Source organism: Streptomyces zaehneri (assembly GCF_032248645.1).
Lineage (GTDB): Bacteria > Actinomycetota > Actinomycetes > Streptomycetales > Streptomycetaceae > Streptomyces > Streptomyces coriariae.
On the sequence record NZ_JASTTJ010000003.1, the window covers coordinates 317,129 to 340,960 of the forward strand.

A 23,832-nucleotide genomic window follows, 5' to 3' on the forward strand; every position below is an offset into this window, starting at 1 on the left:
CCCGTGAGCGTGTCGTCAGCGGGTCACTTCTCCTCGACCGGCACCCGCTGCGCAGGCGGGTTCGCCACACCGTTGAGCGGCGAAGTCCCGTTCGCCGCCTGTCCGTTCTGGTTCATGGAGGAGAGCAGCTGACGGGCCAGACCGAGTCCCGTCCCGCCCATGGTGAGCGCCTTGGCCAACATGTCGGCCACGCCGTCGGCGCCGTTGAGCACCACCATGTTGTCGACGCTGCCGAACGCGGACGCGCCCGCCTTCACGATCTCCGGCCAGTTCTCGGCGAGTTGCTGGGCGACGACCGCCTCCTGGTTCTCGGCCAGCGCGGCGGCCCGTGCCTTGATGGCCTCCGCCTCCGCGAGGCCCTGCGCCTTCGCCGCCTCGGCCGCCGCCAGACCCCTGGCCTGCGCGGAGGCCGCCTCGGCCTCACCGGTGGCCCGGGTGGCGGCCGCACTGGCCTCGCCCCGGGTCCTGGTCGCCTCGGCCTCGGCGCCGGCGGCGGCCTTGACCCGGGTCGCCTCGGCGGCGGCCGCGAGTTCCGTCTCCTTCGCCTTGGCCTGCGCCGCCGAGATCCGCGCGTCGCGCTCCGCCTCGGCCAGCGTGCGCTTCTCGTAGGCCTGCGCGTCCGCGGGCTTGCGGACATCAGCCTGGAGCTGCTGTTCGCGCCGCTGCGCCTCGAGTTCGGCGACCCGCGTCTCCTGGACGACGACCTCCTGCCGGGAGGCGGCGTCCGCGAGGGGTCCCGCCTGACGGGCCCGCGCGCCCGCCTTGTCGCGCTCGGCCTGATAACCGGCCTGGAGGATCTCGCTGTCCCGGGTGGCCTCCGCCATCCGGGCGAACGACGCCTGCTCCGCCTCCGTGGCGAGACGGTTCGCCTCCGCCTGCGCGATCCGCGCGTCCCGCTGCACGGCCGCCGCGTGCGGCATCGCCATGTTCTTGATGTAGCCGGTCGGGTCCTCGATCTCGTGGATCTGCAGCGAGTCCACGATCAGCCCCAGCTTCTCCATCTCCGTACCGCAGGCGGCACGCGTCTGCCCGGTGAGCTTCTCCCGGTCGCGGATCATGTCCTCGACCGTCAACCCGCCCACGATGGACCGCAGATGACCGGCGAAGACGTTGTGCACCCGCTCCGACATCAGCTTCTGCTGGTCGAGGAAACGCCGGGCCGCGTTGGCGATCGACACGAAGTCGTCGCCGACCTTGAAGATGACCACGCCCCGCACCTTGAGCGGGATGCCCTGGTGCGTCACGCAGTCCACGTGCAGTTCGGTCTCGTTCAGGTCGAGCGACAGCTTGCGCACCACCTGCACCCCGGGCATCACCATCGTCCCGCGCCCCGTGACGATGCGGAAACCCATGCCCGCCTCGAGGCCCTCCGTGCGGTGGTTGGAGCCGGAGATGACGAGCGCCTCGTTGGGTTCCGCGACGCGCCACATCATCTTGAACAGACCGATCAGACCGAGGACGGCGACAACCGCCACCCCCGCAACGACGCCGACAACCATCGGCATACGCCCCCTTTGGATGGTGCCCTTTCGGCACCGAACGAAGGGAGTCTGCGCCTGCCCGGGTCAGGGTTGAAGACGTCGGCGAATCCTTGTTGCAATCTTGACGCTTACGTTCCCGAAGACGTACAGAACGGCTTCAACCTGCGCCGGGACGGGCTCAACTGTCGTATGCCCGGGTGACGTAGACCGTCCTGGGGGGCAGGTGTTCCACCACCATCACCACCGTGCCGGACTCGATGCGGGCGGTGCCGTCCGCCGGGTGCGCGAGGAAGTGTTCGGCCCCGCCGCGCACCCGGACGATCACCTCGCCGACGAGTCCGGGACCGATCGTCCCGGTGACCCGCCCCATGAGCCCGACCATCGACGCATCGTCCATGGTCACAGGGTACGGGCGGAACCCGCTCATCCGGCCGGCGAGTCCGCGACCGCTTCCCGCGGCCAGCTCTCGTGCCAGCGCAGCTCCGCCTCCAGCCGGGCGGCGAGCGAGATCAGCAGCGGCTCGCTGTTCGCCGGGCCGAGCAACTGGGCGCCGACCGGCAGCCCCCCGGGCGTGAATCCCGCGGGGACGTTGACGCCGGGCCAGCCCAGCACGTTCCACGGCCATGCGTAGGGGCAGGCGGCGATCATCGCGCGGTCGGTGGCGAAGCCGCTCAGGTGCAGCATGGCCCCGATGCGGGGCGGGGGAGCGGCCGTCGTCGGCGCGAGGACCACGTCGTACCTCTCGAAGAAGCCGCCGATACGGCGGTGCAGGACGGCCTCCGCGCGCCGGGCCGCCCGCAGCGGGACCCCGCCCAGCAGCCGGCCCAGCCGGGCGGCGCCCTGGGTGCGCCGGTCGAGCAGCGCGGGGAACGGGGCCTCGGCGACCCGCTCGGCGATGCCCGCGGTCGCCCTGGGCACGAAGGTGAGTCCGATCTGCCCGTACGGCGGGTCGGCCTCCTCGACGGTGTGCCCGAGGCCCGCCAGGCGCTCGGCGACATCGAGGACGCGGGCGCGCACCTCGGGTCGCAGCCGGGCGGGTACGGCGGTGAACGGGGGCTTCAGCGACAGCGCGATCCGCAGCCGGCCGGGGTCGCGCCCCACCGCCGCCGAGGCGTCGACGGCGGGCGGCCGGTGCGGGTCGTGCGCGTGGTTGCCGCTCGCCGCGTCGAGCAGCAGCGCCGCGTCCGCGACCGTACGGGCCAGCGTGCCGTTGACCGTGATGCCGTGGAAGGACTCGCCGCGCGGCCAGGTCGAGACCCGGCCGCGCTGCGGCTTGATGCCGACCAGATGGGTCCAGGAGGCGGGGATGCGGACCGAGCCGGCCCCGTCCGAGCCGAGCGCGGCCGGCACCAGACCCGCCGCCACCGCGGCCGCCGAACCGCCGGAGGAGCCGCCCGGGGTGTGCTCGGTGCTCCACGGGTTACGGGTCGCGCCGAAGGCCGGGCCCTCGGTGAACGGCCACTGGCCCAGCTCGCAGGTGTTGGTCTTGCCGACGATCACGGCCCCGGCCGCGCGCAGCCGGCGGACCGCCTCGCCGTCCTCGGTGACCGGGGGGTGCACGCCCTGACAGCCGAAGGCGGTCGGCTCGCCCGCCACGTCCATGTCGTCCTTGACGGCGACGGGGACGCCGAGCAGCGGCCGCCGGCCCCCGGCCGCCAACTCCCGGTCGGCGGCGTCGGCTTCGGCGAGCGCGGCCTCGGCCCGGACGATCCGGAAGGCGTTGAGGGTGCCCTGGCTCGCCTCGATCCGGGCGAGGGTGTGCTCGACGAGCGTGCGGGAGGACACCTCGCCCTCGGCCAGCGCGCGGGCGGTGGCCGTCAGGCCTGCGGCACGGTCGGGCGTCATGCGGGCACCTCCGGGACGACGATGTCTACCGCACGGTAACGTCTGGCGGCCCGGCGGTGGAACGGCGCGCGGGCGGAAGGGGTTTGCCCGTCCGCCAGGAGGGCGGCGGCCGGACCCGTCACAGACGTCCCAAAGGCATCGTCCGTTCCTGCGCAAAGGATTGACGTGTTCCTGCCCCGCCCCTACCTTCTGATCGACTTTCCGAACTTCGTTCGGAATTTCGAACCTTGAGCCGTAGGAGAGCCGCCATGACGACCCGTCCCCCCGCCCCGTCCCGCCGTGCCCTGCTGCGCGCGATGGCCGTCCTGCCCGCCGCGGCGCTCGTGCTCGGCGAGGCGCCCGGCCTGCTCGGCACGGCCCTGGCCGCCGCACCGGCCGCCGGTTCGGCCACCCGCTACACGATCGTGCCGTTCCTCAACAGCAACGACGGGACGGTGAACGTCTACCAGTCCGACGACGCCACCGACTTCCGGCTGCTGCAGTCCTCCGCCTACACCCCGCCGAGCAACCGCATCCGCGACGCGAGCGTCTTCAAGCACACCAACGGCTACTACTACGTCACCTACACGACCCACACCTGGCAGGACGCCAGCACCACCATCGGCTTCGCCCGCAGCTCCGACCGGGTCAACTGGACGTTCCTGTACGACTACACGGTCCCGATCGCCAACCTCTCCCGCGCCTGGGCGCCGGAGTGGTTCGTCGACAGTGACGGCAGCGTCAACGTCATCGTGTCCTGTTCCGTGACCAGCGACGAGTGGATCTTCACCCCGTATCTGCTGAAGGCCACCAACTCCGCGCTCACCGCGTGGAGTTCACCGGTCGCCCTGTCCGGCATCGGGGCGAACCACATCGACACCTACATCGTGAAGGTCGGCTCGACCTACCACGCGTTCACGAAGAACGAGACGGCGAAGTACATCGAGTACGGCACGGCGTCGAGCCTGGCCGGCCCCTACACGATCACCAGGACCGGCGACTGGGCGGGCTGGGGCAGCTACCGCGAGGGCCCGTCCGTCATCCAGCTCGACAACGGCGCCTGGCGGATCTTCTTCGACGGCTACGGCGACGGCAACTACTACTACAGCGACAGCTACGACTCCTTCGCCACCTGGAGCGCGCCCAAGGCGCTGCCCGGCATCTCCGGCACGGCACGCCACTTCACGGTCATCAAGGAGACGGTGACCGGTGGCCCCACGCTCACGAAGAACGCCACCCGCTCCTTCCGGTCCGGCAACTACACCACCCGCTACTGGCAGGAGCAGTCCGCCCTGCTCAACCTGCCCGTGGTGACCAGCTCCAGCACCACCGCCGAGAAGCAGGCGTCCACCTTCACCGTGGTGGCGGGCCTCGCCGACGCGAACGCGTACTCCTTCCGCGACGCCGCCGGAAACTACCTGCGCCACTACTCCTTCCGAGGCCGCTTCGACGCCAACGACGGCACGGCGTCCTTCGCCAAGGACGCCACCTTCATCGCCCGGACGGGCTCGGTGAGCGGTTCGGTCCGCTTCGAGTCGTACAACTACCCCGGCTACTACCTGCGCCACTACAACTACCAGCTCCGGGTGGAACAGCCCGACGGCACGGACCTGTTCCGCCAGGACAGCTCCTTCGTGGCGACGACCGCCTGGGCCTGAGCACGCCCGCCTCGTGGCGCGCGGTGTACCGGGCCGGGCCGACGGGGGCCCCGGCCGGCAGCTCGGTGAGCTCGGGCTCGTCGTCGACTCTCAGCACGCGAACCGTGCCTGCACGGGTACCGGGGACGCCGGACATGGCTCGGCCCTCTCCTCGTTCACCATGAGGAGCGTGTGCGCGAGCTGAGCGCGCGCCATGGGACGGACGATCGGGGACGGACGTGCCATGGGACGGGCCGGCCGGCGGCCGTGTTCAGTGCCGCGGTGACCGGCGGACGGTCAGCACGGCGACGTCGTCGTGCCGGCGGTCGTACCCGGCGTACGCGCGGGCGTCCTCGTGCAGGGCCAGGGGCAGCTCGGTGGGGGAGAGGTCGAGGTGCTTCATCAGACGCTCGTCGACCGGGTAGAAGGCGCCGTCGGGGGCGCGGGTCTCGGTGAGGCCGTCGGTGGTCAGCACCAGCGTGGAACCGGCCGGGAACGCGAACCACCCGACCGTGGTGGGTTCGGCGGCCAGGTCCGCGAGCCCGAGCGGGACGCCGGTGTCCACCGCCGGTGTGGTGACGGCGCCGTCGTGCACCAACCGGGGCGGAATGTGCCCGCAGTTGACGAACTGCGCCTCCGTGCCCGCGTCGACGCCGATGATCAGGGCGGTGACGAACCGCTCGTCGTCGCCGGTCTGTTCGGCGTAGGAGTTGTGCCGGACGACCGCGGCGTCCAGGGCGTCGACGAGCGCGGTGAGCGTGGGCTCCCGGTGGGCCGCCTCACGGAAGGCGCCGATGACGGCGAACGCGGCTCCCACCGCCGCCAGCCCCTTGCCCTGCACGTCGCCGATCAGCACGCGGGTGCCGAAGGGCGAAGCCACGACGTCGTAGATGTCGCCGCCGACGAGCCGGTCCTCCTGCACGGGTTCGTAGACGCCGTTGACCAGCACGTCGTCGGTGAGCAGGGGCAGGGGATGCAGGATGTGCCGCTGCATGGCGGCGGCGGTGGAGCGCAGCCGCAGCATCTCGTGCTCGCGCGCGATGCGCCGGTGGCAGGCGTAGACGGAAGCGGCTCCCAGGGCGAGGGTGAGCAGCACCAGCAGCGCCCGGTCGAGCCACCGGCCGTTGTCGTCGGCACGTACGACCAGCGTGAGGGTCACGAACAGGGTGGTCCAGGCGGCGACGAACTTCGTCTGCTGGACGGTGCACAGCGCCGACGCCGTACCCGGCAGGAAGACCAGCAGTCCGAGGAGCCACACCTCGGATTCGGACAGGACGCCGAGCACCTCCACCAGGACCGTCACCGACAGCACACCGACGACCGTCTCGGCGTTGCCCGGGGGCTCGATGGCTCCGAGGGCGTCGGCGGGGCGCGTCCGACGTGGACCGGTCATGGGAACTCCCGCGCAGGTGGTGATCTCTCTGTACTTTAGACAGGTCTTCGGCCCCGGCGGGTGGTGACGCCGGCCGCGGGCCACGCCGGTCCCGGACGCGAGGCGGCTCTCGGCCCCCGCTCCTCCTTCCCGCTCGGCGCCGGACCGGTTCCGCGCACGGGCGACGGCGGCTGAACGGGCGTCGAGCATCTACGGAGGCCAGTACCTCGTGGGTTCCCGCTGGGTCGTCAGCGCGCAGCCGAAGATGCTGACGCGGTTGCGGCCCGTGCTCGGCGGGACCATCCGGCAGCTGGGCTCCACGGGCCCCGAGCGTGGCGCCCGGCGCGTCGTGACACCGCCGCCCGCGGCCATGGCCGGCCCGGCGACGGCGACGAGGTCATCCGGCCGGGCGCGGCCACGCCGTCACGGGCGCGGCCAGGGGCGGCCGCCGATCGCCTCGATACCGTAGTTGAAGCGCCGTAGATAGCCCGCGAAGGCGGCGATGTCCTCGTCCGGCCAGTCGGTCATCACCTGGTCCAGGATGTCCACGATCCCCTCGCGCTCCGAGTCCAGCAGGCGCGTGCCCTCGTCGGTGAGCCGGAACTTGCGGGCCATCCCGCCCTCCGGGTCGGGGATCCGCTCGATGAGTCCCGCCCGCATCGCCGCCGCCGTCTGCCGGTTCAGGGTGGAGGCGTCAAGTCCGAAGGCCTCGCTGAGTTCCCCGATCGACATGGGCCCCTGGACCCGGATCCGGCTGAGCAGGATGTAGGCGCTGCGCTCCATGAGGCTGTTCTTGCGGCGACCGCCCCGCTGGTTCAGGAACGTGTGGCGGCTGAGCAGCATCTGCTCGTACTCGACCTCGTGTGTCGGCGTGTCCATGTGCCCGACCTCCTGCTTCCGTGCGCCCGCACCATCCTGGCACACCGCTGTGCACGGGCCACAGCATGTGCTCGATACACACGACATGTACGATGCACATCCTTCGCGTGCTGCGCGCAGACCCTTCCCGCGGACCTTCACCGCACATCCCAAGTCGAGGAGTCCCCATGGGCGCCCCCGCTCTCCAGCCCACGGCCCGCCCAGGCGCCGTGATCGCCACGCTGGCCTTCGCCGGCACCACCGCGGCGATCATGCAGACGCTGGTCACCCCCCTCATCGCCGAGCTGCCGCAGATCCTGGACACCTCGTCCTCGAACGCGGCCTGGGTGATCACGGTCACCCTGCTGGTGGCCGCCGTGTGCGTGCCCGTCGTCGGCCGCCTCGGCGATCTGCTGGGCAAGCGCCGGATGCTGCTCGCCTGTTCCGTGCCGCTGATCGTGGGCTCGGTGGTGTGCGCGTTCGCCTCCGACGTCGTGACGATGATCGTCGGGCGCGGCCTCCAGGGCATGGGCATGGGCATGGTGCCCCTCGGCATCGCGCTGCTGCGGGACGTCGTACCGGCCGAGAAGCTCAGCGGCTCCATCGCGCTGGTCAGTGCCTCCATGGGCATCGGCGGCGCCATCGGCCTGCCGCTGGCCGCCGCGGTCGCCCAGTACGCGAACTGGCGCGTGCTGTTCTGGGGCTCCGCCGCCCTGGCCGCCGTCGTCGCCGTCCTGATCTTCACGCTCGTCCCGGACGTCCCGGCCGGCGCCAAGGGTCAGCGGTTCGACCTGCCCGGCGCGATCGGCCTCGGCGTCGGCCTGGTCTCGCTGCTGCTCGCGGTCTCCAAGGGCGCCGACTGGGGCTGGGCCTCGGGCACCACGCTCGCTCTGGTCGCCGCCGCCGTCGTGGCCCTCGTCGGCTGGGGCGTCTGGGAGGTGCGCACCACCGACCCGCTGATCGACCTGCGCACCACGGCCCGTCCCCGGGTGCTCCTCACCAACCTCGCCTCGGTCTTCATCGGCTTCGGCATGTACGCGAGCATGCTGGTGATGCCGCAGCTGCTCCAGTTCCCGGAGGCCACCGGCTACGGCCTCGGCCAGTCGATGCTCGCGGCCGGTCTGTGGATGGCGCCCGGCGGCCTGATGATGATGCTGATCTCCCCGCTCGGCGGAAAGCTCACCAACGCCCGCGGCCCGAAGTTCACGCTGGTCTGCGGTGCCCTGGTGCTGGCCGCCGGCTACTTCGTCTCGCTGGCGCTGACGGGGTCCGCCTGGGGCGTCATGGTGGTCACGCTCATCACCAGCGGTGGTGTGGGCCTCGCCTACGGCGCCATGCCCGCCCTGATCATGAGCTCGGTCCCGCTCACGGAGACCGCCGCCGCCAACGGCTTCAACACCCTCATGCGGTCGCTCGGCACCTCGATCGGCTCCGCCGTCATCGGTGTGATCCTCTCCCAGATGACCACGACCATGGGCGGCCACACCTTCGCCTCCGAGGACGGCTTCCGCACCGCGCTCCTGGTCGGCGGCGCCCTCGCCCTGATCTCCGCGGCCATCGCCGCCGTCATCCCCGCCGCCCGCGCCGCCGCGGCCGACGAGGACGCGACCGACCAGACCGCCGCGCCCGAACAGGCCAAGGTCTGAGACACCTGAGGGGGGCGACCACGACAGGTCGCCCCCTCCGTGCTGCCTCCCCCCGTGCGGGTCTGCTCCGTGCGGCCTTCGCTCCGTGCGGCCTTCGCTCCGTGCGGCCTTCGCTCCGGGCCGTGCTCCAGGCCGTGCCGTCTCCGCTTCGTGCGCCTTTGCTCCGTGCGGCCTTCGCTCCGTGCCGCCCCCGAGCTACGCCAGGTCCAGCAGCCCCCTGCGCACCGCCTCCGACACCGCCGCCGCCCGGTTGTCCGCACCCAGCTTGCGGTAGACCCGCACCAGGTGCGTCTTGACGGTCGCCTCGCTCAGGAACAGTGCCTCGGCGATCGCCCGGTTGCTCAGCCCCTCCGCGAGCAGCCGCACCACCTCCACCTCCCGACCGCTCAACTCCTTTGCCGGAGCCGGGTTCTGGGCGACCAACTCGCCCACCACCTCCGACGCCAGCCCGAGCGCACCGGCCGCGGCGCCCCGTACCGCCCGGAACAGCTCCTGCGGCGGCCCCGCCTTCAGCACATAACCCCGGGCACCCGCCTCCAGCGCGCGCACCACATCGGCCCGGCCCGAGTAGCTCGTCAGCATCACCACCGGGATTCCCGGCGCCTCGGCCGCGAGCCTGCGCACCGCCTCGATCCCGTCGATGCCGGCGCCGCTCCCGAACCGCAGGTCCATCAGCACCAGGTCCGGCAGCAGTCGCGCCGCCAGCCGTACGGCGTCCTCCCCGGATCCCGCCTCGGCGGCCACCTCGAGATCGGGTTCGCCCTCCAGGAGCGCGCGCAGCCCCGCCCGGACGACGGCGTGGTCGTCCGCCACCAGCAGACGCAACGGCGCACCGCTCACCGGGCGGCCACCGGGGCAACCGGGCGGCTCTTCGCGGGCGCAGGCACCGTCGCCCGGACACACGTGCCGCGCCCCGGCACGCTGCCCACGACGAGATCCCCGCCGCACTCGCGCAGCCGCGCCCGCGCGGCCGGGATGCCGAGCCCCCGGGCGGCCCTTGCGGGGCCGCCGACCCGGCCGGTCTCGAACCCCGCGCCGTCGTCACGCACTTCGAGCTCCGTCCGGTCCGCGTACCCGTGCAGCGTGACCAGGACGTTCACCGCCCGCGCGTGTTCGCGGACATTGGCCAGCGTGCTCTGCGCCACCCGGAACAGGGCCGCCGCCGTGGGCCCGTCCAGGACCGGCCGGCGCTCGCCCGCCGAGAGGAACCGCACCCGGGCCGCCGCGCCCTCCGCCTCCGCCCGCGCGCACAGCAGCCGCAGCGCGCCCTCCAGACCGGCCTCGTCCACGGCGGACGGCGTCAGATCGCGGATGATCCTGCGGGTCTCGGCGAGGTTGGCGTGCAGTCCGTCGGCGACCGCCCGCATCCGGGTCCGGGCCACCTCCGGCCTCGCGTCCCAGTCGCGGTCGGCGGCCTGGAGCAGCATCACCCCGCCGGAGAGCTCCTGGGCCAGCGTGTCGTGCAGGTCCCGGGCGATCCGGGCCCGCTCGGCCAGCACCCCGGCCTGCCGCTGCTGCCGGGCCAGTACGTCCCGGGTGCCCCGCAACTCCTCGACCAGCCGCAGCCGTTCGGCCGCATCACGCTGCTGGGCGCGGTAGAGGGCGACGGTGCCCCACACGGCCGCCACCGGGATCAGCACCAGCTCGGGATCGAACTGCCCGGCGCTGCGCACGAGTTGACCGGCGAGGACGACCGAGAGGGCGCCGACCGCCGCGCCGGCCGCCCGCCGGCCGAGCACCCGCAGGGCCGCGCAGGCCAGCGGCAGCGCGCACCACACGTAGGCGGCGGTGAGCGACGCGGGCGCGAGGAGGACCAGCGTGGTCCACAGCGCCAGCAGCGCCACGACCCACAGGTGCCGGCCGATCCGGCCCAGCCGCTCACCGGCCGCGAGTCCGCCCGCGTACACCAGCGCCAGCAGCCCGCTGACGCCCACGATGTCCCAGCACAGCCCGATCCTCAGCTGCACCAGCCGGACCAGGGCGGCGCCCACGACGACGAAGAAGGTGAGATGGGCGAGGAGGTCGGCGGTCGGCCGGCTTCCGCGGGCCGCCCTCGCGGGGGTGTGGACGGGAGCGCGGTCGGACACGGCAGATCCCCTTGGACGATGATCCGTTCGAACAGGGGGCCCGAGTCTATCCGGCAGCTGTAGGGGCCGTGTGAGGGCGGCCGGGGCGCGTCAGGCGCCCGGACGCAGCCCGAGGAAGCCCGGCGTCGGGTCGCCCTCGACCTCGCCGAAGTACAGCGCGAACGTCTGCTTCAGCCGCTCCACCCCGGCCCGGTCGGACATGAACCTGGGGAAGCCGTCGAGGTTGGCGTTGCGGTACTCCCAGACCGGCTTCAGGCCGGCCGGGGGAGCGATGTCGGTGCGTACCGACCAGCCGTTGAAGGACGCCTGCTGGGTGGCCGTGGACAGCTGCCAGTTGAGGTAGAGCTTGGCGGCCGTGCTGTGGGCGGCCCGCTTGAGGATCGCCGCCCGCTGCCCCCACGCCATGAACGGGGCGCTGTCCGGGAGGACCCACTTCACCGGGCCGGTGCCGAGCGGTGCGCCGGACCCGCCGACACCGATCGCGTACTGCCCGGCGCGTACCGCGTCACCGGGGGAGTTGCTGCCGCGCGCGAACCGGACGTCCTGCGCGGCCAGCCGGGCCGCCCAGTCCCAGCCGTAGTGCTCGACGTAGAGCGAGTACAGGTAGAGCACGGCGTCGTCGTCGTGCGGGAACGACGAGGCGATCCTTCCCTTCCACTTCGGGTCGAGCAGGTCCAGCGGGGTGCGCGGCGCGTCCGTGCCCACCGCGTCCGTCGCGTACATGAAGCCGAAGCCGATCGCCGCGATCGCCACCCAGGCGCCCTGCGGGTCCTTGAACCTGTCGTGCACCTTCGAGAACCCGGCCGGCCGGTACGGCAACAGGAGGCCCTGTGCTTTCCAGCGGTCGAAGTCCTGGAGGGTCTGGAGCTGGACGACGTCGGGCACGAGGGTGCCGGTGGCGAGCTGGTTGTCCACGCGTACGTCGTGGTACTTGCTGTAGTCGACGATCAGCTTCAGATCGATGTCCGGGAAGCGCTGCAGGAACGCGGCCTTGGTGCCGTCCTGCTGGGTCGGGGTGTCGCCGCCCGCGTAGACGACGAGCCTGCCGCCCTCCGCGAGCGCGGCCCGGTACAGCTCGTCGAGGGACCTTCTCTCCTCGGCGCCGGAGGCCCGCGCGGGAGCGGCCGGCGCCGGGGACGCGGATGCCGGGGTGGAGGCGGCGCCGAGCGCGCCGAGGCCGAGGGCGGCACCGGCCCCGGTGGTGAGCAGGCGCCTTCTGCTGGGGAAGCTGGGCATGGTGGGGAGACCTCTTTCGAACGCTGAGGGGGTGGGGACCGGGCGCCGCGGTCGAGGTCGATTCTGCTGCGCCCGGCGGCCCGCCCGCGTCGTCCGGACGGAGCGGACGACGCGCGTGCGGTGGAATCCCCGTTCAACCGATCGGTTGAACGCCCCCTGCGCGAGGAGCGCCGCCACGCCGGAGCATCACGGCCGTGCCAGCCGCCGCATCGTGAGCGCGAGGTGCAGCCGCAGCCGGCCCTGGGGCGTGCGCCGCCGTTCGGCGGGTGACGGCCCTGCCCCGCGCCGCAGCTCGAGCAGGTCATGACCTGCTGATGCCCGCGATCGGCTCCAGCGACGTGCTGTTCGCGCTCGGCTCGATCCCCGCCGTCAACGGGCTGACCGAGGACCCGTACATCGTCTTCACCGCCGACGCCTTCGCGCTGACGGGCCTCGGGAGCGACAGGAGCGACAGGAGCGACAGGAGCGGGAGGAGGGGACGGCACGGGACGGCTCTACGGTGTGGGCGCGGCGTCCGCGCGCATCATCACGCAGTCGAACTCGATCACCCGCCCCGTGGTCGCCTCGCGCGTCACGGGGTACATGCCGGTGATGCCGAACCCGGCGGCCTCGTACACCGCGACGGCCTCGCCCATGCCGGGACTGCCCTCGTACAGCTTCAGCACCGCGACCTCGGACTGCATCCCCACGAACTCCGGGATCCGCTCCCCGGCCCCGGCGAACACCTCGAGGTCGTAGCCCTGGGTGTCCATCTTCAGGTAGGGGCGCGGATCGGCGAGGCCGTCCAGCGCCTCGGCCATGACCTCGTCCAGCCGGCGGACCCGGATCTCCTCGGTGTCGGCCTTCGCGAACCTGCTGTAGCGGCCCTTGCCGTAGTCACTGGCCGGCAGCAGGGAGTTCATCGTCTTCCAGCCGACGTGGATCTCGGCCGTCGTCTCCTCGCGGCCCAGTCCGCACCGGTACACCTGCCAGTCCGGGTCGTCCGCCGCGGCCTTCTCGAGCCGGGCGAACGTCTCCGAGGTGGGCTCGAAGGACACGATCCGGCCGGTGTAGCCGAGTCTGCGCAGCCGGCTGGCGTACTGGCCGTTGTTGGCGCCGACGTCGAAGACGCAGTTCACGCCGTAGAGCTCCAGCATCGCGGCCACGTGCTGGGTGCAGAGGTACTCGGCGGCCGCCAGTTGGAGTCTGCGCTCGTCCTGGCCGCCCGGGTTCTCCATCAGGAGCAACGCGCCGGTGTCGCCCAGCCGCACGGCGCGGCCCTCGGCGACCTCGGAACGGGCCTCGTCCCGGGTCCGCCGCAGCACCCAGGTGTCCTTGTCCGCGCCGGTCACCCGGTACGCGCCGCCGCGCCGCGAGACCACCGCCGTCCCCGGTCCGAGGTCGGTCACCCGGACGCCGATACGGGGCATCAGGCCGAGCAGTCGTCGATAGAGGGTCTGCATCCGCCCAGCCCTATCAGACGCGACGGGAGGCGGTCTTCGGCTTGAACGAGATTCGCCGATCGGATGACCGGACGAAGACGCGCGGGCCGGCCCGGCCGGTCTCCCTTGACTTCGAGAGCGCTCCAGGGTCTAGCGTCACCGGGGCCGGCGAAACGGCGAGAAGACCGCGGGACCGGACGATCGGAGACGGACATGCGTGTGGGCGTGCACATCAATCGGTTCGGCGAGGCGGGGGGCGCGTCCGCGCTGGGCGCCGAGCTGGCCGCGGCCGGTGCCGCCGCGGAGGCGGCCGGGGTGAGCCGGCTGTCGGTGATGGACCACTACTTCCAGATGGAGTTCAACGGCGGCGCCGAGGCGCCCATGCTGGAGGCCTACTCGACGCTGGCGTTCCTCGCGGCCCACACCTCCACGGTCAGACTCGGCACCCTGGTCACCGGTGTGACCTACCGGCATCCCGGACTGCTGGCCAAGATCGCCACCACGCTCGACGTGCTGTCCGGCGGACGGGCCTCGCTGGGTATCGGGGCGGCCTGGTACGACCGTGAGCACGCGGGGCTCGGGGTGGCGTTCCCGCCGACGGCGGAGCGGTTCGAGCGGCTGGAGGAGACACTGCGCATCTGCCTGCGGATGTGGGACCCGGACGACAACGGGCCGTTCGAGGGCGAGCACTACCGGCTGGCCGAGACCCTGTGCGTGCCCGCCCCGGTCAGCTCCCCGCGTCCGGAGATCCTGATCGGCGGCGGAGGCGAGCGCAAGACGCTGCGGCTGGTCGCCCGGTACGCGGACGCCTGCAACCTCTTCGCCTCGACCCCCGAGGAGGTCCGGCACAAGCTGGACGTCCTGCGCGGGCACTGCGAGGCGGAGCGGCGGGACTACGACACCGTCCTGAAGACGATCACCTATTCCGGCGACGCCGCCGACGAGGGTGATCTGGACGGCCTGCTGCGTGACCTCACCGGCTACACCGAGCTCGGCATCGACACGGTGATCCTCGCGCCGCGTCTGGGCGAGACGGCCCGCTGGATCGAACGTTTCGTGGCCCCGGCCGTGGTGCGGCTGGCCGAGCTGGACTGACCGGACAGGGAGTGCGTGGAGCGGAGGCGTCCGGAGCGGGGCCGCCCACGAGGAAAGGGGCCCGGAAAGCGTTCCGGACCCCTGCGCCCCGCGTCCTGCTATGTCACCGTGCCGCCGGTCAGGCGGCCGCGACCTCGCCCGCGTGGCCGTGCAGACGGGCCACGACCTCGGTCAGCTGGGCGGCGACCTCGGCGTCGTCCACCGGGTGGGTCTCGGCGAAGCGGGTCAGCGAGCCCGGGATGGAGAGCTTGAGGTCCTCGATGACCTTGCCGCCGGCGATGCCCACGGCCTTGCGGGCCTCGTCCTGCGCCCATACGCCACCGAACTGGCCGAACGCGGTGCCGACCACGGCGACGGGCTTGCCGCCGAAGGCGCCGGCGCCGTACGGACGGGACAGCCAGTCGATGGCGTTCTTCAGGACGGCCGGGATGGTGCCGTTGTACTCGGGGGAGAAGAGCAGGAAGGCGTCGGCGGCCTGGGCGGCCGCACGCAGCTTGGCGGCGGCGGCCGGGACGCTGCCCTCGACGTCGAGGTCCTCGTTGTAGAAGGGGATCTCGGCCAGGCCCTCGAAGAGGTCGACGGTGGCGCCCTCGGGAGCGACCTTGACGGCCGCCTCGGCGAGCTGGCGGTTGGTCGAACCGGCGCGAAGGCTGCCGACGAGCGCGAGGATGCGGACAGACATGGGTACTCCCAGAGACTGAAACATGGCCGTTACAAATCCGGACCGAGGTCCGTTTAGTGTTCTAGCATCCTAACCGGACCGCGGTCCAGTTTCATTCCCGATGCTTTACGCTGAGTTCATGTCCGCCGTTCTGCCTCCCTGTCCGGAGCCCGAGGAGAGCCTGACCGAGCCCGAGCTGCTGCACCTGGGGCCGGCCGGGGACGAGCCGTGCCTGCGCGCCGACGCGGCCCGCAACCGGGCCAGGCTGCTGGACGCCGCCGCCCGGCTGATCGCCGAGCACGGCGCGGCCGGAGTCACGATGGAGGCGGTGGCGAGCGCGGCGAACGTGGGCAAGGGCACGGTGTTCCGGCGCTTCGGCGACCGCACCGGGCTGCTGACCGCGCTCCTGGACCACTCGGAGCGCAACTTCCAGGCCGCGTTCCTGAGCGGTCCCCCGCCGCTGGGGCCGGGCGCGGAGCCCGTGGAGCGGCTGCGGGCCTTCGGTGTCGCCATGCTCAGGCGGGCCGTGGACGAACTGGACCTTCAACTGGCGGCCGAGCCCGGTCCGGACCGCCGGTACTCCGTGCCGCCGCGCCGTGTCCACCACAGCCACCTGGTCCTGCTGCTGCGCCAGGCCCTGCCCGACGCGGACGCCGAACTGCTGGCCCACACGCTGATGGGGTACCTCAGCCCGGTCCTCGTCCATCACCTCACCCGGCAGTGCGGCATGCCGGCGGCGCGCCTGGAGGCGGGCTGGAGCGAACTGGTCGACCGGGTGACCGGCCGGGTGCCGAGCGCGACGCCGGTCAGGGTCCCGCGGTGAAGAGGTCGACGACGGCACGCGGGGCGTCCTCGGCGAACAGGGCCACGCCGCTGTGGGCGGAGGCGGCAGCGGCCGCCTCGCTGCGCGGGAACAGCTTCTCCTCGTAGGCGGCCAGCGCGGCCTCGCGCTCGCCCGGGTGCGCGGCCAGGGCCAGGCCCAGTTCGGCGCCGTCCAGCATCGCGAGGTTGGCGCCCTCGCCCGCGAACGGCGACATCAGATGGGCGGCGTCGCCGAGCAGGGTGACACCGGGGACCCGGTCCCAGCGGTGGCCGACCGGCAGGGCGTGGATCAGGCGCGGCACCAGTGGTCCGTCGGCGTCGGCGACCAGCGCCCGCAGGCTCTTGTCCCAGTCCGCGAAGTGCTCCAGGACGTGCCCCCTGGCCGCCTCGTCGTCGCCGAAGTCGACGCGGTCCGCCCAGTCCTCGGCGACCCGCAGGGCGGTGTAGACGTGCAGGCTGCCGTCGGGTTCGCGGTGCGCGAGGAAGCCCTTGCCGGCGCCGAGCGCGAGGAGGAACCCGCCGCCGACCACGCCGGCGCTCACCGGATGGCGGGCGTCCGCGTCCAGCAGGTCCGTCTCGACGAACGACACGCCCGTGTACGCGGGCCGGGACCCGGAGAGCAGCGGGCGGATGCGTGACCAGGCTCCGTCGGCGCCGACCAGCAGGTCCGTGGTGAAGGCGGAGCCGTCCTCGAGACGCACCTCGTGCCGCCCGGCGCCCAGCGGACGCGCGCCGGTGACCTTCGCCCCCCAGCGGACCGTTCCCTGGGGCAACGCGTTCAGCAGCAGGTCGCGCAGGGCGCCCCGGTCGACCTCGGGGCGCTCGCCGGTCCCGTCGTCGGCCCCCTCGAAGCGGACCACCGCGTCCTTGTCGAGGACCCGGGTGGCCTGGCCGCCGGGCAGGACCAGCGTCCGGAACTCCTCGTGCAGTCCGGCGGCGCGCAGTGCCTCCTGGCCGGAGTCCAGATGGATGTCGAGCATGCCGCCCTGGGTGCGGGCGCCGGGCGAGGCGTCCAGGTCGAGGACGGCCGCCTCGATGCCGTGCACGTGCAGCACACGGGCGAGGGTGAGGCCGCCGAGTCCGGCGCCGATGATCGCTACGGGATGGTGCATGGGTCCTCCTGTGGTCGTCTGATCGTGCTGTGGGTCGTCATTGGGGTACGGCGGTCCGCTCGATGCCGCTGATCAGCGCCTGGAGCCCCCAGGAGAGGCGGGCTTCGGGCGATCCCGAGAGCAGCGGTCCGGCGAGGCCCGCGATGTGCGGATGGGTCCGCTCCGACGCCTCGCGCACCGCGTGCAGCAGGGCGTCCCAGTCCTCGGGTGAGGCCTCGTCCGTGTGCTCGGCGGCCGTCGCGGTGGCGTGCTGGAGCAGCAGGTCGACGCCCCACGCGGCCTGCGTGGGCGGCACCCCGCCCTCGTCGAGCAGGGCCAGCAGGGTCTCGATCAGGTTCAGGTAGTGCGGGCCGCTGGGCCGGGCGGTGATCGCGGAGCGGGCCAGGTCCGGGTAGGCGAAGAGCATCGCGGTGTACGAGGTGAGCACCCCTTCCAGCCGCTCCCGCCAGGTCCCCTCGGCCGGGGCGGGCAGGGCCGTGCCCAGCAGCTCGTCGAGCACTGCCGCGTGCAGCTCCGCGGTGTTGCGGACGTAGACGTACAGGGAGGCCGGGCCGGTGTCGAGCTCCTCGGCCAGGCGCCGCATGGTCAGCTTCCGCAGGCCTTCGGCGCGCAGTACCGCGAAGGCGGCGGCCACGATGCCCTCCCTGGTCAGAGCGGGCTTGGCCGGGCGTTCCCGGCGACTGCGCGGGGTGTCGGGGCGTGCTGTCATGTCTTCACCGTACCGAACATGTTCGTTGCGAACAAGTACGTCACGAACGTGTTCGTTGACGGCTCATCGGATTTCGGCGTCCCCCGCCCGGAGCCCCGTTCACAGCTTCTGCCAAGATGCCGTACGTCATGGTGCAGATACCGAACACGCCCGCGCCGACGATGTCGCCGGCGCCGCGCCCCGTGCCCACGAGCGCCGACGTGGCCCGCCTGGCCGGCGTCTCGCGCGCGACCGTCTCCTACGTCCTGAACAACGCCAGCGCCGTACGCATCAGCGAGCCCACCCGCCGCCGCGTGCACGAGGCCGCCAAGGAACTCGGGTACGTGCCGCACGCGGCCGCCCGTACCCTGCGGGCAGGCCACAGCCGCATGGTCCTGATGCCCACCCTGCCCGTCCCGGCGGGCCCCCTCTACTCCCAGTTCGTGCACGACTTCCAGGGGGCGCTGAGCCGCCTCGACTACACCGTCGTCCAGTACGGCGCCACCGGTCTGCGCGGTGACGACGCGGCCCGGGCCTGGGCCGAACTGCGGCCCGTCGCCGTGCTGGTGCCCAGCCCCGGCGTCGGCCCGGAGGGGGTCGCCGTACTGAAGAGGTCCGGCGCCCGAGCCGTGGTGACCCTCGGTCCCGAGGCGGTCGAGGGCGCCCGCGCGCTGCTGCTGGACCACGCCGACGTCGGCCGCAGCGCCGCCGCGCACCTGTACGCCCGCGGCCGCCGCCGGATCGGGGTGGTCGTCCCGGCCGAGCGCGGGATGGAGATGTTCTCCGCGCCCCGCCTGGCCGGCTCCCGCGAGGCGCTGCACGGCACGGACGCCACCGTCACCGAGCTGTCCCTGGCCTACACCGAGGCGTCGGCGGCCGCCCTCGCCGCCCGCTGGCCCGCCCTCGGTCTCGACGCCGTCTTCGCCTACAACGACGAGTACGCCATGCTGCTGATGCGCGCCCTTCAGGACGCGGGCCTGCGCGTCCCCGAGGACGTCGCCGTCATCGGCGCCGACGACGTGATGCTCGGGCGGCTGCTGCGGCCCCGGCTCAGCACCGTGCGGATCGCGCTGCCCTCCGGCCGGGACCTCGCCTCGCTGGTCGACCGGGCGGTGCGCAGCCCCGCGGCCGCCCCCGAGGCGCACGAACCGTTCGGAGCCACCGTGGTGCAGCGCGACTCCAGCTGAACTACGGTCGCAGGGGAGGCGTGCCATGCGTGCGACGGTCGGCATCATCGGCGGCGGCCCCGCGGGGCTGCTGCTCGCCCGTCTGCTGCACCGCGCGGGCGTCGACTGCGTGGTCCTGGAGAGCAGGACGAGACAGTACGTGGAACGGCGCCAGCGGGCCGGGATGCTGGAGCAGGGAACGGTCGACGCGCTGCGCGCGGCGGGAGCCGCCGACCGGCTCGACGCCGAGGGCCTGGTGCACCACGGCATCGAGCTGCGTTTCGACCGCGAACGCCACCATCTCGACTTCCCCGTGCTCACCGGCGGCCGCACGGTCACGATCTACGCCCAGACGGAGCTCGTGAAGGATCTCGTCGCCCTCCAACTCGCCGACGGACCAACCCTGTTGTTCGAGGCGGCGGCGCTCGCCGTGGAGAGGCCGCTGAGCGGGTCGCCCGTCGTGCGGTTCCTGCACGAGGGGCGCGAACAGACCCTGTCCTGCGACTGGGTCGTCGGCTGCGACGGCTCCCACGGCGTCGCCCGCGAGGCCTTCCCGGCCGCCGCGGGCCGGACGTACACCCACGACTACCCGTACTCCTGGCTCGGTGTGCTCGCCGAAGTGCCGCCCTCCTGCGAGGAGTTGATCTACGCACGCCATGAACGCGGCTTCGCCCTGCACAGCATGCGGTCGCCGCGCGTCTCCCGGCTCTACCTCCAGGTCCCCAACGGCGCCACCCTGCGGGAGTGGCCCGACGACCGGATCTGGGACGAACTCGCCGCCCGCTTCGCCGTCGACGCCGACTGGACGCTGCGCCGCGGCCCCATCACCAGCCGGTCGGTGACGCCGATGCGCGGCCTCGTGCACGAGCCGATGCGGCACGGCCGGCTCCTGCTCGCCGGGGACGCGGCCCACATCGTCCCGCCGACCGGTGCCAAGGGGCTCAACCTCGCCGTCTCGGACGTACGGCTGCTCGCGGGCGCCTTCGCCGAACTGCGCGCCACCGGGTCCACGAGGCTGCTGGACGGGTACTCGGATCTCTGTCTGCGACGTGTGTGGCAGGCGACCCGCTTTTCCGACGACATGACTAGGATGTTGCACGCTCAACCAGATGGAGATGCGTTCGACCATCGGATGCAGCTCGCCCGGCTGCGCCGGATCACCGCATCCCGCCACGCCGCCGCCGAACTGGCGGCCAACTACACGGGACTTCCCCTCCCCCTGTGAGAGCCGCGAGTCCCGCGGGTCACGATCGGAGAGCCTTCATGCCGCTGCTCGACCCCAAGAACTGGCAGTCCCGCACCTTGTCGGGCCCCCGCTGCACCGTCACCGAGCCCGCCACCGGCGACCCGCTGGGCACCGTCGACCTGGCGGGCGCCGCGGACGTCGGTCCGGCCGCCGAGGCCGCCCGGGCCGCGCAGACCGAGTGGGCCCGGCTGCCCCACTTCGTCCGCGCCGGGGTGCTGCGCAAGGCCGGCGACCTGTTCACCGCCCACGCAGACGAACTGCGCGAGTGGATCGTCCGCGAGTCCGGATCCATACCCGGCAAGGCCGACTTCGAGCTGCATGTCGCCGCCCAGGAGTGCTACGAGGCCGCGGCCCTCGCCTCCCGCCCGGCCGGACAGGTCCTGCCCAGCGAGGCGCCCCGGCTGTCGTACACCCGGCGGGTGCCCGTCGGCGTCGTGGGCGTGATCTCCCCGTTCAACGCCCCGCTGATCCTGTCGATCCGGTCCGTCGCGCCCGCCCTCGCGCTCGGCAACGCGGTCCTCCTCAAGCCGGACCCGCGGACGGCGGTGTGCGGCGGACTGGCCCTGGCCGCGGTCTTCGCGGAGGCGGGCCTGCCCGAGAACCTCCTGCACATCCTGCCGGGCGGCGCCGAGACCGGCGCGGCCCTGGTGGCCGACCCGCGGGTGCCGGTGATCTCCTTCACCGGCTCCACCGGGGCCGGCCGGGCGGTCGGCGAGGCCGCCGGCCGCCACCTCAAGCGGGCCCACCTGGAACTCGGCGGCAACTCCGCGCTGATCGTGCTGGAGGACGCCGACCTGGACGCGGTGATCTCCACCGCGGCCTGGGGCTCCTTCTTCCACCAGGGCCAGATCTGCATGACCACCGGCCGCCACCTGGTGCACGCCTCCCTCTACGAGGAGTACGTGGAGCGGCTCGCGGCGAAGGCCGACGCCCTCGCCGTCGGCGATCCGCACCGCGCGCAGGTCCACCTCGGCCCGCTCATCGACGGCGGCCAGCTCACCAAGGTGCACGGCCTGGTGGAGGCCAGCACCGCGGCCGGCGCCAAGCTCGCCGCGGGCGGCAGGCACGAGGACCTCTTCTACCGGCCGACCGTCCTCGCGGGCGTCGACGACGACACCCCCGCCTACGCGGAGGAGGTCTTCGGCCCGGTGGCCCCCGTCCGCTCCTTCGGCACCCCGGACGAGGCGGCGGCCCTTGCCGCGCGCAGCTCCTACGGCCTCTCGCTCGGCATCGTCACCCGGGACGCAGCCCGCGGTCTGGACCTCGCCGAACGTATCCCCACCGGCATCGTGCACATCAACGACCAGACGGTGAACGACGAGGCCGTCGCCCCCTTCGGCGGGGTCGCCGCCTCCGGCACCGGCGCCCGCTTCGGCGGCGAGGCCAACCTCGAGGCCTTCACCGACGTCCGCTGGACGACGGTGCGCGCGGACGTGGCGCCGTACCCCTTCTGAGGACTCCCGCGCCGGGGACTCCTGTTCCGGGGACTCCCGGGCCTACTTGCCCTGAGCGGCCGGGGAGCCGTCGGCCCCGGCCTTGGCCTGCTCTTCCTCGATCGACTTGCGGACCTCGTCCATGTCCAGCTTGCGCGCCTGTCCGATGACGTCCGTGAGGGCGGCCTCGGGCAGGGCGCCCGGCTGCGCGAACACGGCGACCCGGTCCCGCACGATCATCAGCGTCGGGATCGACTGGATACCGAAGGCCGCGGCCAGCTCCGGCTGCGCCTCGGTGTCCACCTTGCCGAACACCAGGTCCGGGTTCTCCTGCGCGGCCTTGTCGTAGACCGGGGCGAACTGACGGCACGGGCCGCACCAGGACGCCCAGAAGTCGATCAGGACGAAGTCGTTGTCGGTGACCGTCTGGTCGAAGTTCTCCTTGGTGAGCTCCACGGTGCTGCTCATGGCGTGATTCCTCTTCCCGGTGCTTCCTGTCAGGGGTCTCCCGACATGGGGTGAAGCCGTCCGCCACAACACGGCCGGCCCGACGCGTATTCCGCGCCCCTACCCGTGTGGCCACCCCGCACACCACCCACCAGACTGACCCCATGACGGAAACGGAAACCAACCTGACCAACCTGTACGACGTGGTTGTGCTCGGAGCCGGGCCCGTGGGGGAGAACGTCGCCGACCGCACCCGTGCGGCCGGCCTCACCACCGCGGTCGTGGAGAGCGAACTGGTCGGCGGCGAGTGCTCGTACTGGGCCTGCATGCCGAGCAAGGCCCTGCTGCGCCCGGTGATCGCCCGCGCGGACGCCCGCAGGCTGCCCGGCCTGCGTGAGGTGCAAGGCCCGCTGGACACGGCGGCGGTCCTCGCCCGCCGCAACTGGTTCACCGGCGACTGGACGGACGACGGCCAGGTCGACTGGATCAAGAGCATCGGCGCGGACCTCTACCGCGGCCACGGGAGACTGACCGGCCCGCGCACGGTGACGGTGGGGGACAAGGTGCTCACGGCCCGCCACGCGGTCGTCGTCGCCACCGGGACCCGCGCGGCGCTGCCCGACCTGCCGGGCCTGGCCGAGGTCGGGCCCTGGACGAGCCGGGAGGCGACCAGCGCCCGGTCGGCGCCCGGCCGGCTCGTCGTGGTCGGCGGGGGAGTCGTCGCCACCGAGATGGCCACCGCCTGGCAGGCGCTCGGCTCGCAGGTCACCCTCCTCGTCCGGGGCAAGGGCCTGCTCGACCGGATGGAGCCGTTCGCGGGCGAACTGGTCGCCGAGGCGCTCACCGAGGCCGGCGCGGACGTGCGCACGGGCACCTCGGTCACGTCGGTGACCCGCTCCGACGGCGCCGTCGTGGTCGTCACCGACACCGGCGAACGTATCGAGGCCGACGAGATCCTCTTCGCCGTCGGCCGCGCCCCGCGCACCGACGACATCGGCCTGGACACGGTCGGCCTGGCACCCGGCTCCTGGCTCACCGTCGACGACAGTCTGCGGGTCACCGGCACCGACTGGCTCTACGGGGTGGGCGACGTCAACCACCGGGCCCTCCTCACCCACCAGGGCAAGTACCAGGCCCGGATCGCGGGCGCCGCCATCGCCGCCCGCGCGGCCGGTACCGACCTGCCGCAGAGCGACCCGTGGAGCGCCCACGCCGCCACGGCCGACCACGAGTCCGTCCCCCAGGTCGTCTTCACCGACCCGGAGGCGGCCGCCGTCGGCCTCTCGCTCGCCGAGGCCGAACAGGCCGGACACCGGGTGCGGGCCGTCGACGTCGACATGTCGTCCGTGGCCGGAGCGGGCCTGTACGCCGAGGGCTACAAGGGCCGCGCCCGGATGGTCGTCGACCTGGAGCGGGAGATCCTGCGCGGCGTCACCTTCGTCGGCCCCGGTGTCGGCGAGCTGATCCACTCGGCGACGATCGCGGTCGCCGGCCAGGTCCCGCTCGCCCGGCTGTGGCACGCCGTCCCGTCGTACCCGACGCTCAGTGAGGTGTGGCTGCGGCTGCTGGAGGCCTACCGGGACAACTGAGCGAACCCGGC

Annotated in this window: 21 protein-coding genes and 1 pseudogene; 9 read left to right on the plus strand and 13 right to left on the minus strand. The window is 72.9% G+C overall.

Annotated features, from left to right (window positions below; translation table 11 throughout):
- Nucleotides 1-23: 23 nt before the first annotated feature.
- From QQM72_RS07090 to QQM72_RS07100, 3 genes are all read right to left on the minus strand, one after another.
- On the minus strand, nt 24-1,505 hold the full coding sequence (locus QQM72_RS07090) for a flotillin family protein (RefSeq protein WP_314219916.1): 1,482 nt from the start codon (nt 1,503-1,505) through the stop codon (nt 24-26).
- 154 nt (nt 1,506-1,659) lie between these two features.
- Entirely contained in the window at nt 1,660-1,878 is a 219-nt protein-coding gene (locus QQM72_RS07095; protein WP_314219917.1) for a hypothetical protein, read from the minus strand.
- A 26-nt stretch (nt 1,879-1,904) separates the two neighbouring features.
- Entirely contained in the window at nt 1,905-3,326 is a 1,422-nt protein-coding gene (locus QQM72_RS07100; RefSeq protein ID WP_314219918.1) for an amidase, read from the minus strand.
- Between the two features lie 248 nt (nt 3,327-3,574).
- On the opposite strand from QQM72_RS07100, the gene QQM72_RS07105 reads away from it, so the two are divergent.
- Nucleotides 3,575-4,963, plus strand: a complete 1,389-nt coding sequence (locus tag QQM72_RS07105; protein ID WP_314219919.1) for a glycoside hydrolase family 43 protein — start codon at nt 3,575-3,577, stop codon at nt 4,961-4,963.
- 250 nt (nt 4,964-5,213) lie between these two features.
- Here the strand turns inward: QQM72_RS07105 and QQM72_RS07110 are convergent, their stop codons facing one another.
- The gene (locus tag QQM72_RS07110; protein ID WP_314219920.1) at nt 5,214-6,335 is read right to left on the minus strand and encodes a PP2C family protein-serine/threonine phosphatase; all 1,122 of its coding nucleotides are present in this window, start codon (nt 6,333-6,335) and stop codon (nt 5,214-5,216) included.
- Nucleotides 6,336-6,737: 402 nt separating this feature from the next.
- Nucleotides 6,738-7,193, minus strand: coding sequence for a MarR family winged helix-turn-helix transcriptional regulator (locus QQM72_RS07115; RefSeq protein ID WP_020127572.1), 456 nt, complete (start codon nt 7,191-7,193; stop codon nt 6,738-6,740).
- A 167-nt stretch (nt 7,194-7,360) separates the two neighbouring features.
- On the opposite strand from QQM72_RS07115, the gene QQM72_RS07120 reads away from it, so the two are divergent.
- Nucleotides 7,361-8,818 carry an MFS transporter gene (locus QQM72_RS07120; protein ID WP_314219921.1) on the plus strand — a complete coding sequence of 486 codons (1,458 nt, stop codon included), beginning with the start codon at nt 7,361-7,363 and terminating at the stop codon, nt 8,816-8,818.
- Between the two features lie 195 nt (nt 8,819-9,013).
- Here QQM72_RS07120 and QQM72_RS07125 read toward each other — a convergent pair whose 3' ends face one another.
- From QQM72_RS07125 to QQM72_RS07135, 3 genes are all read right to left on the minus strand, one after another.
- Nucleotides 9,014-9,658, minus strand: a complete 645-nt coding sequence (locus QQM72_RS07125; RefSeq protein ID WP_314219922.1) for a response regulator transcription factor — start codon at nt 9,656-9,658, stop codon at nt 9,014-9,016.
- Entirely contained in the window at nt 9,655-10,905 is a 1,251-nt protein-coding gene (locus QQM72_RS07130) for a sensor histidine kinase (RefSeq protein WP_314219923.1), read from the minus strand. Before QQM72_RS07130 ends, QQM72_RS07125 begins: the two co-directional genes overlap by 4 nt.
- Before the next feature lie 90 nt (nt 10,906-10,995).
- Nucleotides 10,996-12,141 (minus strand): ABC transporter substrate-binding protein, encoded by a 1,146-nt coding sequence (locus QQM72_RS07135; protein ID WP_314219924.1) that lies wholly within the window; start codon nt 12,139-12,141, stop codon nt 10,996-10,998.
- A gap of 308 nt (nt 12,142-12,449) precedes the next feature.
- Here QQM72_RS07135 and QQM72_RS07140 point away from each other — a divergent pair.
- Nucleotides 12,450-12,575 (plus strand): annotated as a pseudogene (locus QQM72_RS07140) (TerC family protein); the annotation flags it as partial.
- Nucleotides 12,576-12,635: 60 nt separating this feature from the next.
- Here the strand turns inward: QQM72_RS07140 and QQM72_RS07145 are convergent.
- On the minus strand, nt 12,636-13,583 hold the full coding sequence (locus tag QQM72_RS07145; protein WP_314219925.1) for an FkbM family methyltransferase: 948 nt from the start codon (nt 13,581-13,583) through the stop codon (nt 12,636-12,638).
- A gap of 192 nt (nt 13,584-13,775) precedes the next feature.
- Here QQM72_RS07145 and QQM72_RS07150 point away from each other — a divergent pair, with 192 nt between their 5' ends.
- Complete coding sequence (locus QQM72_RS07150; protein WP_314219926.1) at nt 13,776-14,657, plus strand: LLM class F420-dependent oxidoreductase; 882 nt, start codon at nt 13,776-13,778, stop codon at nt 14,655-14,657.
- Nucleotides 14,658-14,775: 118 nt separating this feature from the next.
- On the opposite strand, the gene QQM72_RS07155 is transcribed toward QQM72_RS07150, so the two are convergent.
- The gene (locus QQM72_RS07155; protein ID WP_057604119.1) at nt 14,776-15,339 is read right to left on the minus strand and encodes an NAD(P)H-dependent oxidoreductase; all 564 of its coding nucleotides are present in this window, start codon (nt 15,337-15,339) and stop codon (nt 14,776-14,778) included.
- A 100-nt stretch (nt 15,340-15,439) separates the two neighbouring features.
- Between QQM72_RS07155 and QQM72_RS07160 the strand changes: the two genes are divergently transcribed.
- Entirely contained in the window at nt 15,440-16,141 is a 702-nt protein-coding gene (locus QQM72_RS07160; RefSeq protein ID WP_314219927.1) for a TetR/AcrR family transcriptional regulator, read from the plus strand.
- Here the strand turns inward: QQM72_RS07160 and QQM72_RS07165 are convergent.
- Together QQM72_RS07165 and QQM72_RS07170 are read right to left on the minus strand one after the other, a co-directional pair.
- A complete protein-coding gene (locus QQM72_RS07165) occupies nt 16,125-17,252 on the minus strand; it encodes an FAD-dependent oxidoreductase (protein ID WP_314219928.1) in 1,128 nt (375 codons plus the stop codon). The genes QQM72_RS07160 and QQM72_RS07165 overlap by 17 nt on opposite strands.
- Before the next feature lie 37 nt (nt 17,253-17,289).
- Nucleotides 17,290-17,961: a TetR/AcrR family transcriptional regulator gene (locus tag QQM72_RS07170; RefSeq protein WP_314219929.1), complete on the minus strand. Its 672-nt coding sequence runs from the start codon at nt 17,959-17,961 to the stop codon at nt 17,290-17,292.
- A 128-nt stretch (nt 17,962-18,089) separates the two neighbouring features.
- On the opposite strand from QQM72_RS07170, the gene QQM72_RS07175 reads away from it, so the two are divergent.
- Genes QQM72_RS07175 through QQM72_RS07185 form a run of 3 tightly spaced genes read left to right on the plus strand, consistent with a single transcriptional unit; the run spans nt 18,090 to nt 21,806 of the window.
- Nucleotides 18,090-19,127, plus strand: coding sequence for a LacI family DNA-binding transcriptional regulator (locus QQM72_RS07175; RefSeq protein WP_314219930.1), 1,038 nt, complete (start codon nt 18,090-18,092; stop codon nt 19,125-19,127).
- Nucleotides 19,128-19,152: 25 nt separating this feature from the next.
- Complete coding sequence (locus QQM72_RS07180) at nt 19,153-20,331, plus strand: 4-hydroxybenzoate 3-monooxygenase (RefSeq protein WP_314219931.1); 1,179 nt, start codon at nt 19,153-19,155, stop codon at nt 20,329-20,331.
- Between the two features lie 38 nt (nt 20,332-20,369).
- Nucleotides 20,370-21,806, plus strand: a complete 1,437-nt coding sequence (locus QQM72_RS07185; RefSeq protein WP_314219932.1) for an aldehyde dehydrogenase family protein — start codon at nt 20,370-20,372, stop codon at nt 21,804-21,806.
- Between the two features lie 42 nt (nt 21,807-21,848).
- Here the strand turns inward: QQM72_RS07185 and trxA are convergent, their stop codons facing one another.
- On the minus strand, nt 21,849-22,253 hold the full coding sequence (gene trxA, locus QQM72_RS07190; RefSeq protein WP_314219933.1) for a thioredoxin: 405 nt from the start codon (nt 22,251-22,253) through the stop codon (nt 21,849-21,851).
- Nucleotides 22,254-22,396: 143 nt separating this feature from the next.
- Here trxA and QQM72_RS07195 point away from each other — a divergent pair, with 143 nt between their 5' ends.
- Entirely contained in the window at nt 22,397-23,821 is a 1,425-nt protein-coding gene (locus tag QQM72_RS07195) for a dihydrolipoyl dehydrogenase family protein (protein WP_314219934.1), read from the plus strand.
- Nucleotides 23,822-23,832: the final 11 nt, after the last annotated feature.

Bases quoted from the DNA above. Each gene is read 5' to 3' on its own strand.
- QQM72_RS07160 (WP_314219927.1), top strand. From the start codon at position 15,440: ATGCTTTACGCTGAGTTCATGTCCGCCGTTCTGCCTCCCTGTCCGGAG.
- QQM72_RS07150 (WP_314219926.1), top strand. From the start codon at position 13,776: ATGCGTGTGGGCGTGCACATCAATCGGTTCGGCGAGGCGGGGGGCGCG.
- QQM72_RS07135 (WP_314219924.1), bottom strand. From the start codon at position 12,141: ATGCCCAGCTTCCCCAGCAGAAGGCGCCTGCTCACCACCGGGGCCGGT.
- QQM72_RS07195 (WP_314219934.1), top strand. From the start codon at position 22,397: ATGACGGAAACGGAAACCAACCTGACCAACCTGTACGACGTGGTTGTG.
- QQM72_RS07115 (WP_020127572.1), bottom strand. From the start codon at position 7,193: ATGGACACGCCGACACACGAGGTCGAGTACGAGCAGATGCTGCTCAGC.
- QQM72_RS07090 (WP_314219916.1), bottom strand. From the start codon at position 1,505: ATGCCGATGGTTGTCGGCGTCGTTGCGGGGGTGGCGGTTGTCGCCGTC.
- QQM72_RS07110 (WP_314219920.1), bottom strand. From the start codon at position 6,335: ATGACCGGTCCACGTCGGACGCGCCCCGCCGACGCCCTCGGAGCCATC.
- trxA (WP_314219933.1), bottom strand. From the start codon at position 22,253: ATGAGCAGCACCGTGGAGCTCACCAAGGAGAACTTCGACCAGACGGTC.
- QQM72_RS07095 (WP_314219917.1), bottom strand. From the start codon at position 1,878: ATGGACGATGCGTCGATGGTCGGGCTCATGGGGCGGGTCACCGGGACG.
- QQM72_RS07175 (WP_314219930.1), top strand. From the start codon at position 18,090: ATGGTGCAGATACCGAACACGCCCGCGCCGACGATGTCGCCGGCGCCG.
- QQM72_RS07185 (WP_314219932.1), top strand. From the start codon at position 20,370: ATGCCGCTGCTCGACCCCAAGAACTGGCAGTCCCGCACCTTGTCGGGC.
- QQM72_RS07170 (WP_314219929.1), bottom strand. From the start codon at position 17,961: ATGACAGCACGCCCCGACACCCCGCGCAGTCGCCGGGAACGCCCGGCC.
- QQM72_RS07145 (WP_314219925.1), bottom strand. From the start codon at position 13,583: ATGCAGACCCTCTATCGACGACTGCTCGGCCTGATGCCCCGTATCGGC.
- QQM72_RS07180 (WP_314219931.1), top strand. From the start codon at position 19,153: ATGCGTGCGACGGTCGGCATCATCGGCGGCGGCCCCGCGGGGCTGCTG.
- QQM72_RS07155 (WP_057604119.1), bottom strand. From the start codon at position 15,339: ATGTCTGTCCGCATCCTCGCGCTCGTCGGCAGCCTTCGCGCCGGTTCG.
- QQM72_RS07105 (WP_314219919.1), top strand. From the start codon at position 3,575: ATGACGACCCGTCCCCCCGCCCCGTCCCGCCGTGCCCTGCTGCGCGCG.
- QQM72_RS07120 (WP_314219921.1), top strand. From the start codon at position 7,361: ATGGGCGCCCCCGCTCTCCAGCCCACGGCCCGCCCAGGCGCCGTGATC.
- QQM72_RS07100 (WP_314219918.1), bottom strand. From the start codon at position 3,326: ATGACGCCCGACCGTGCCGCAGGCCTGACGGCCACCGCCCGCGCGCTG.
- QQM72_RS07165 (WP_314219928.1), bottom strand. From the start codon at position 17,252: ATGCACCATCCCGTAGCGATCATCGGCGCCGGACTCGGCGGCCTCACC.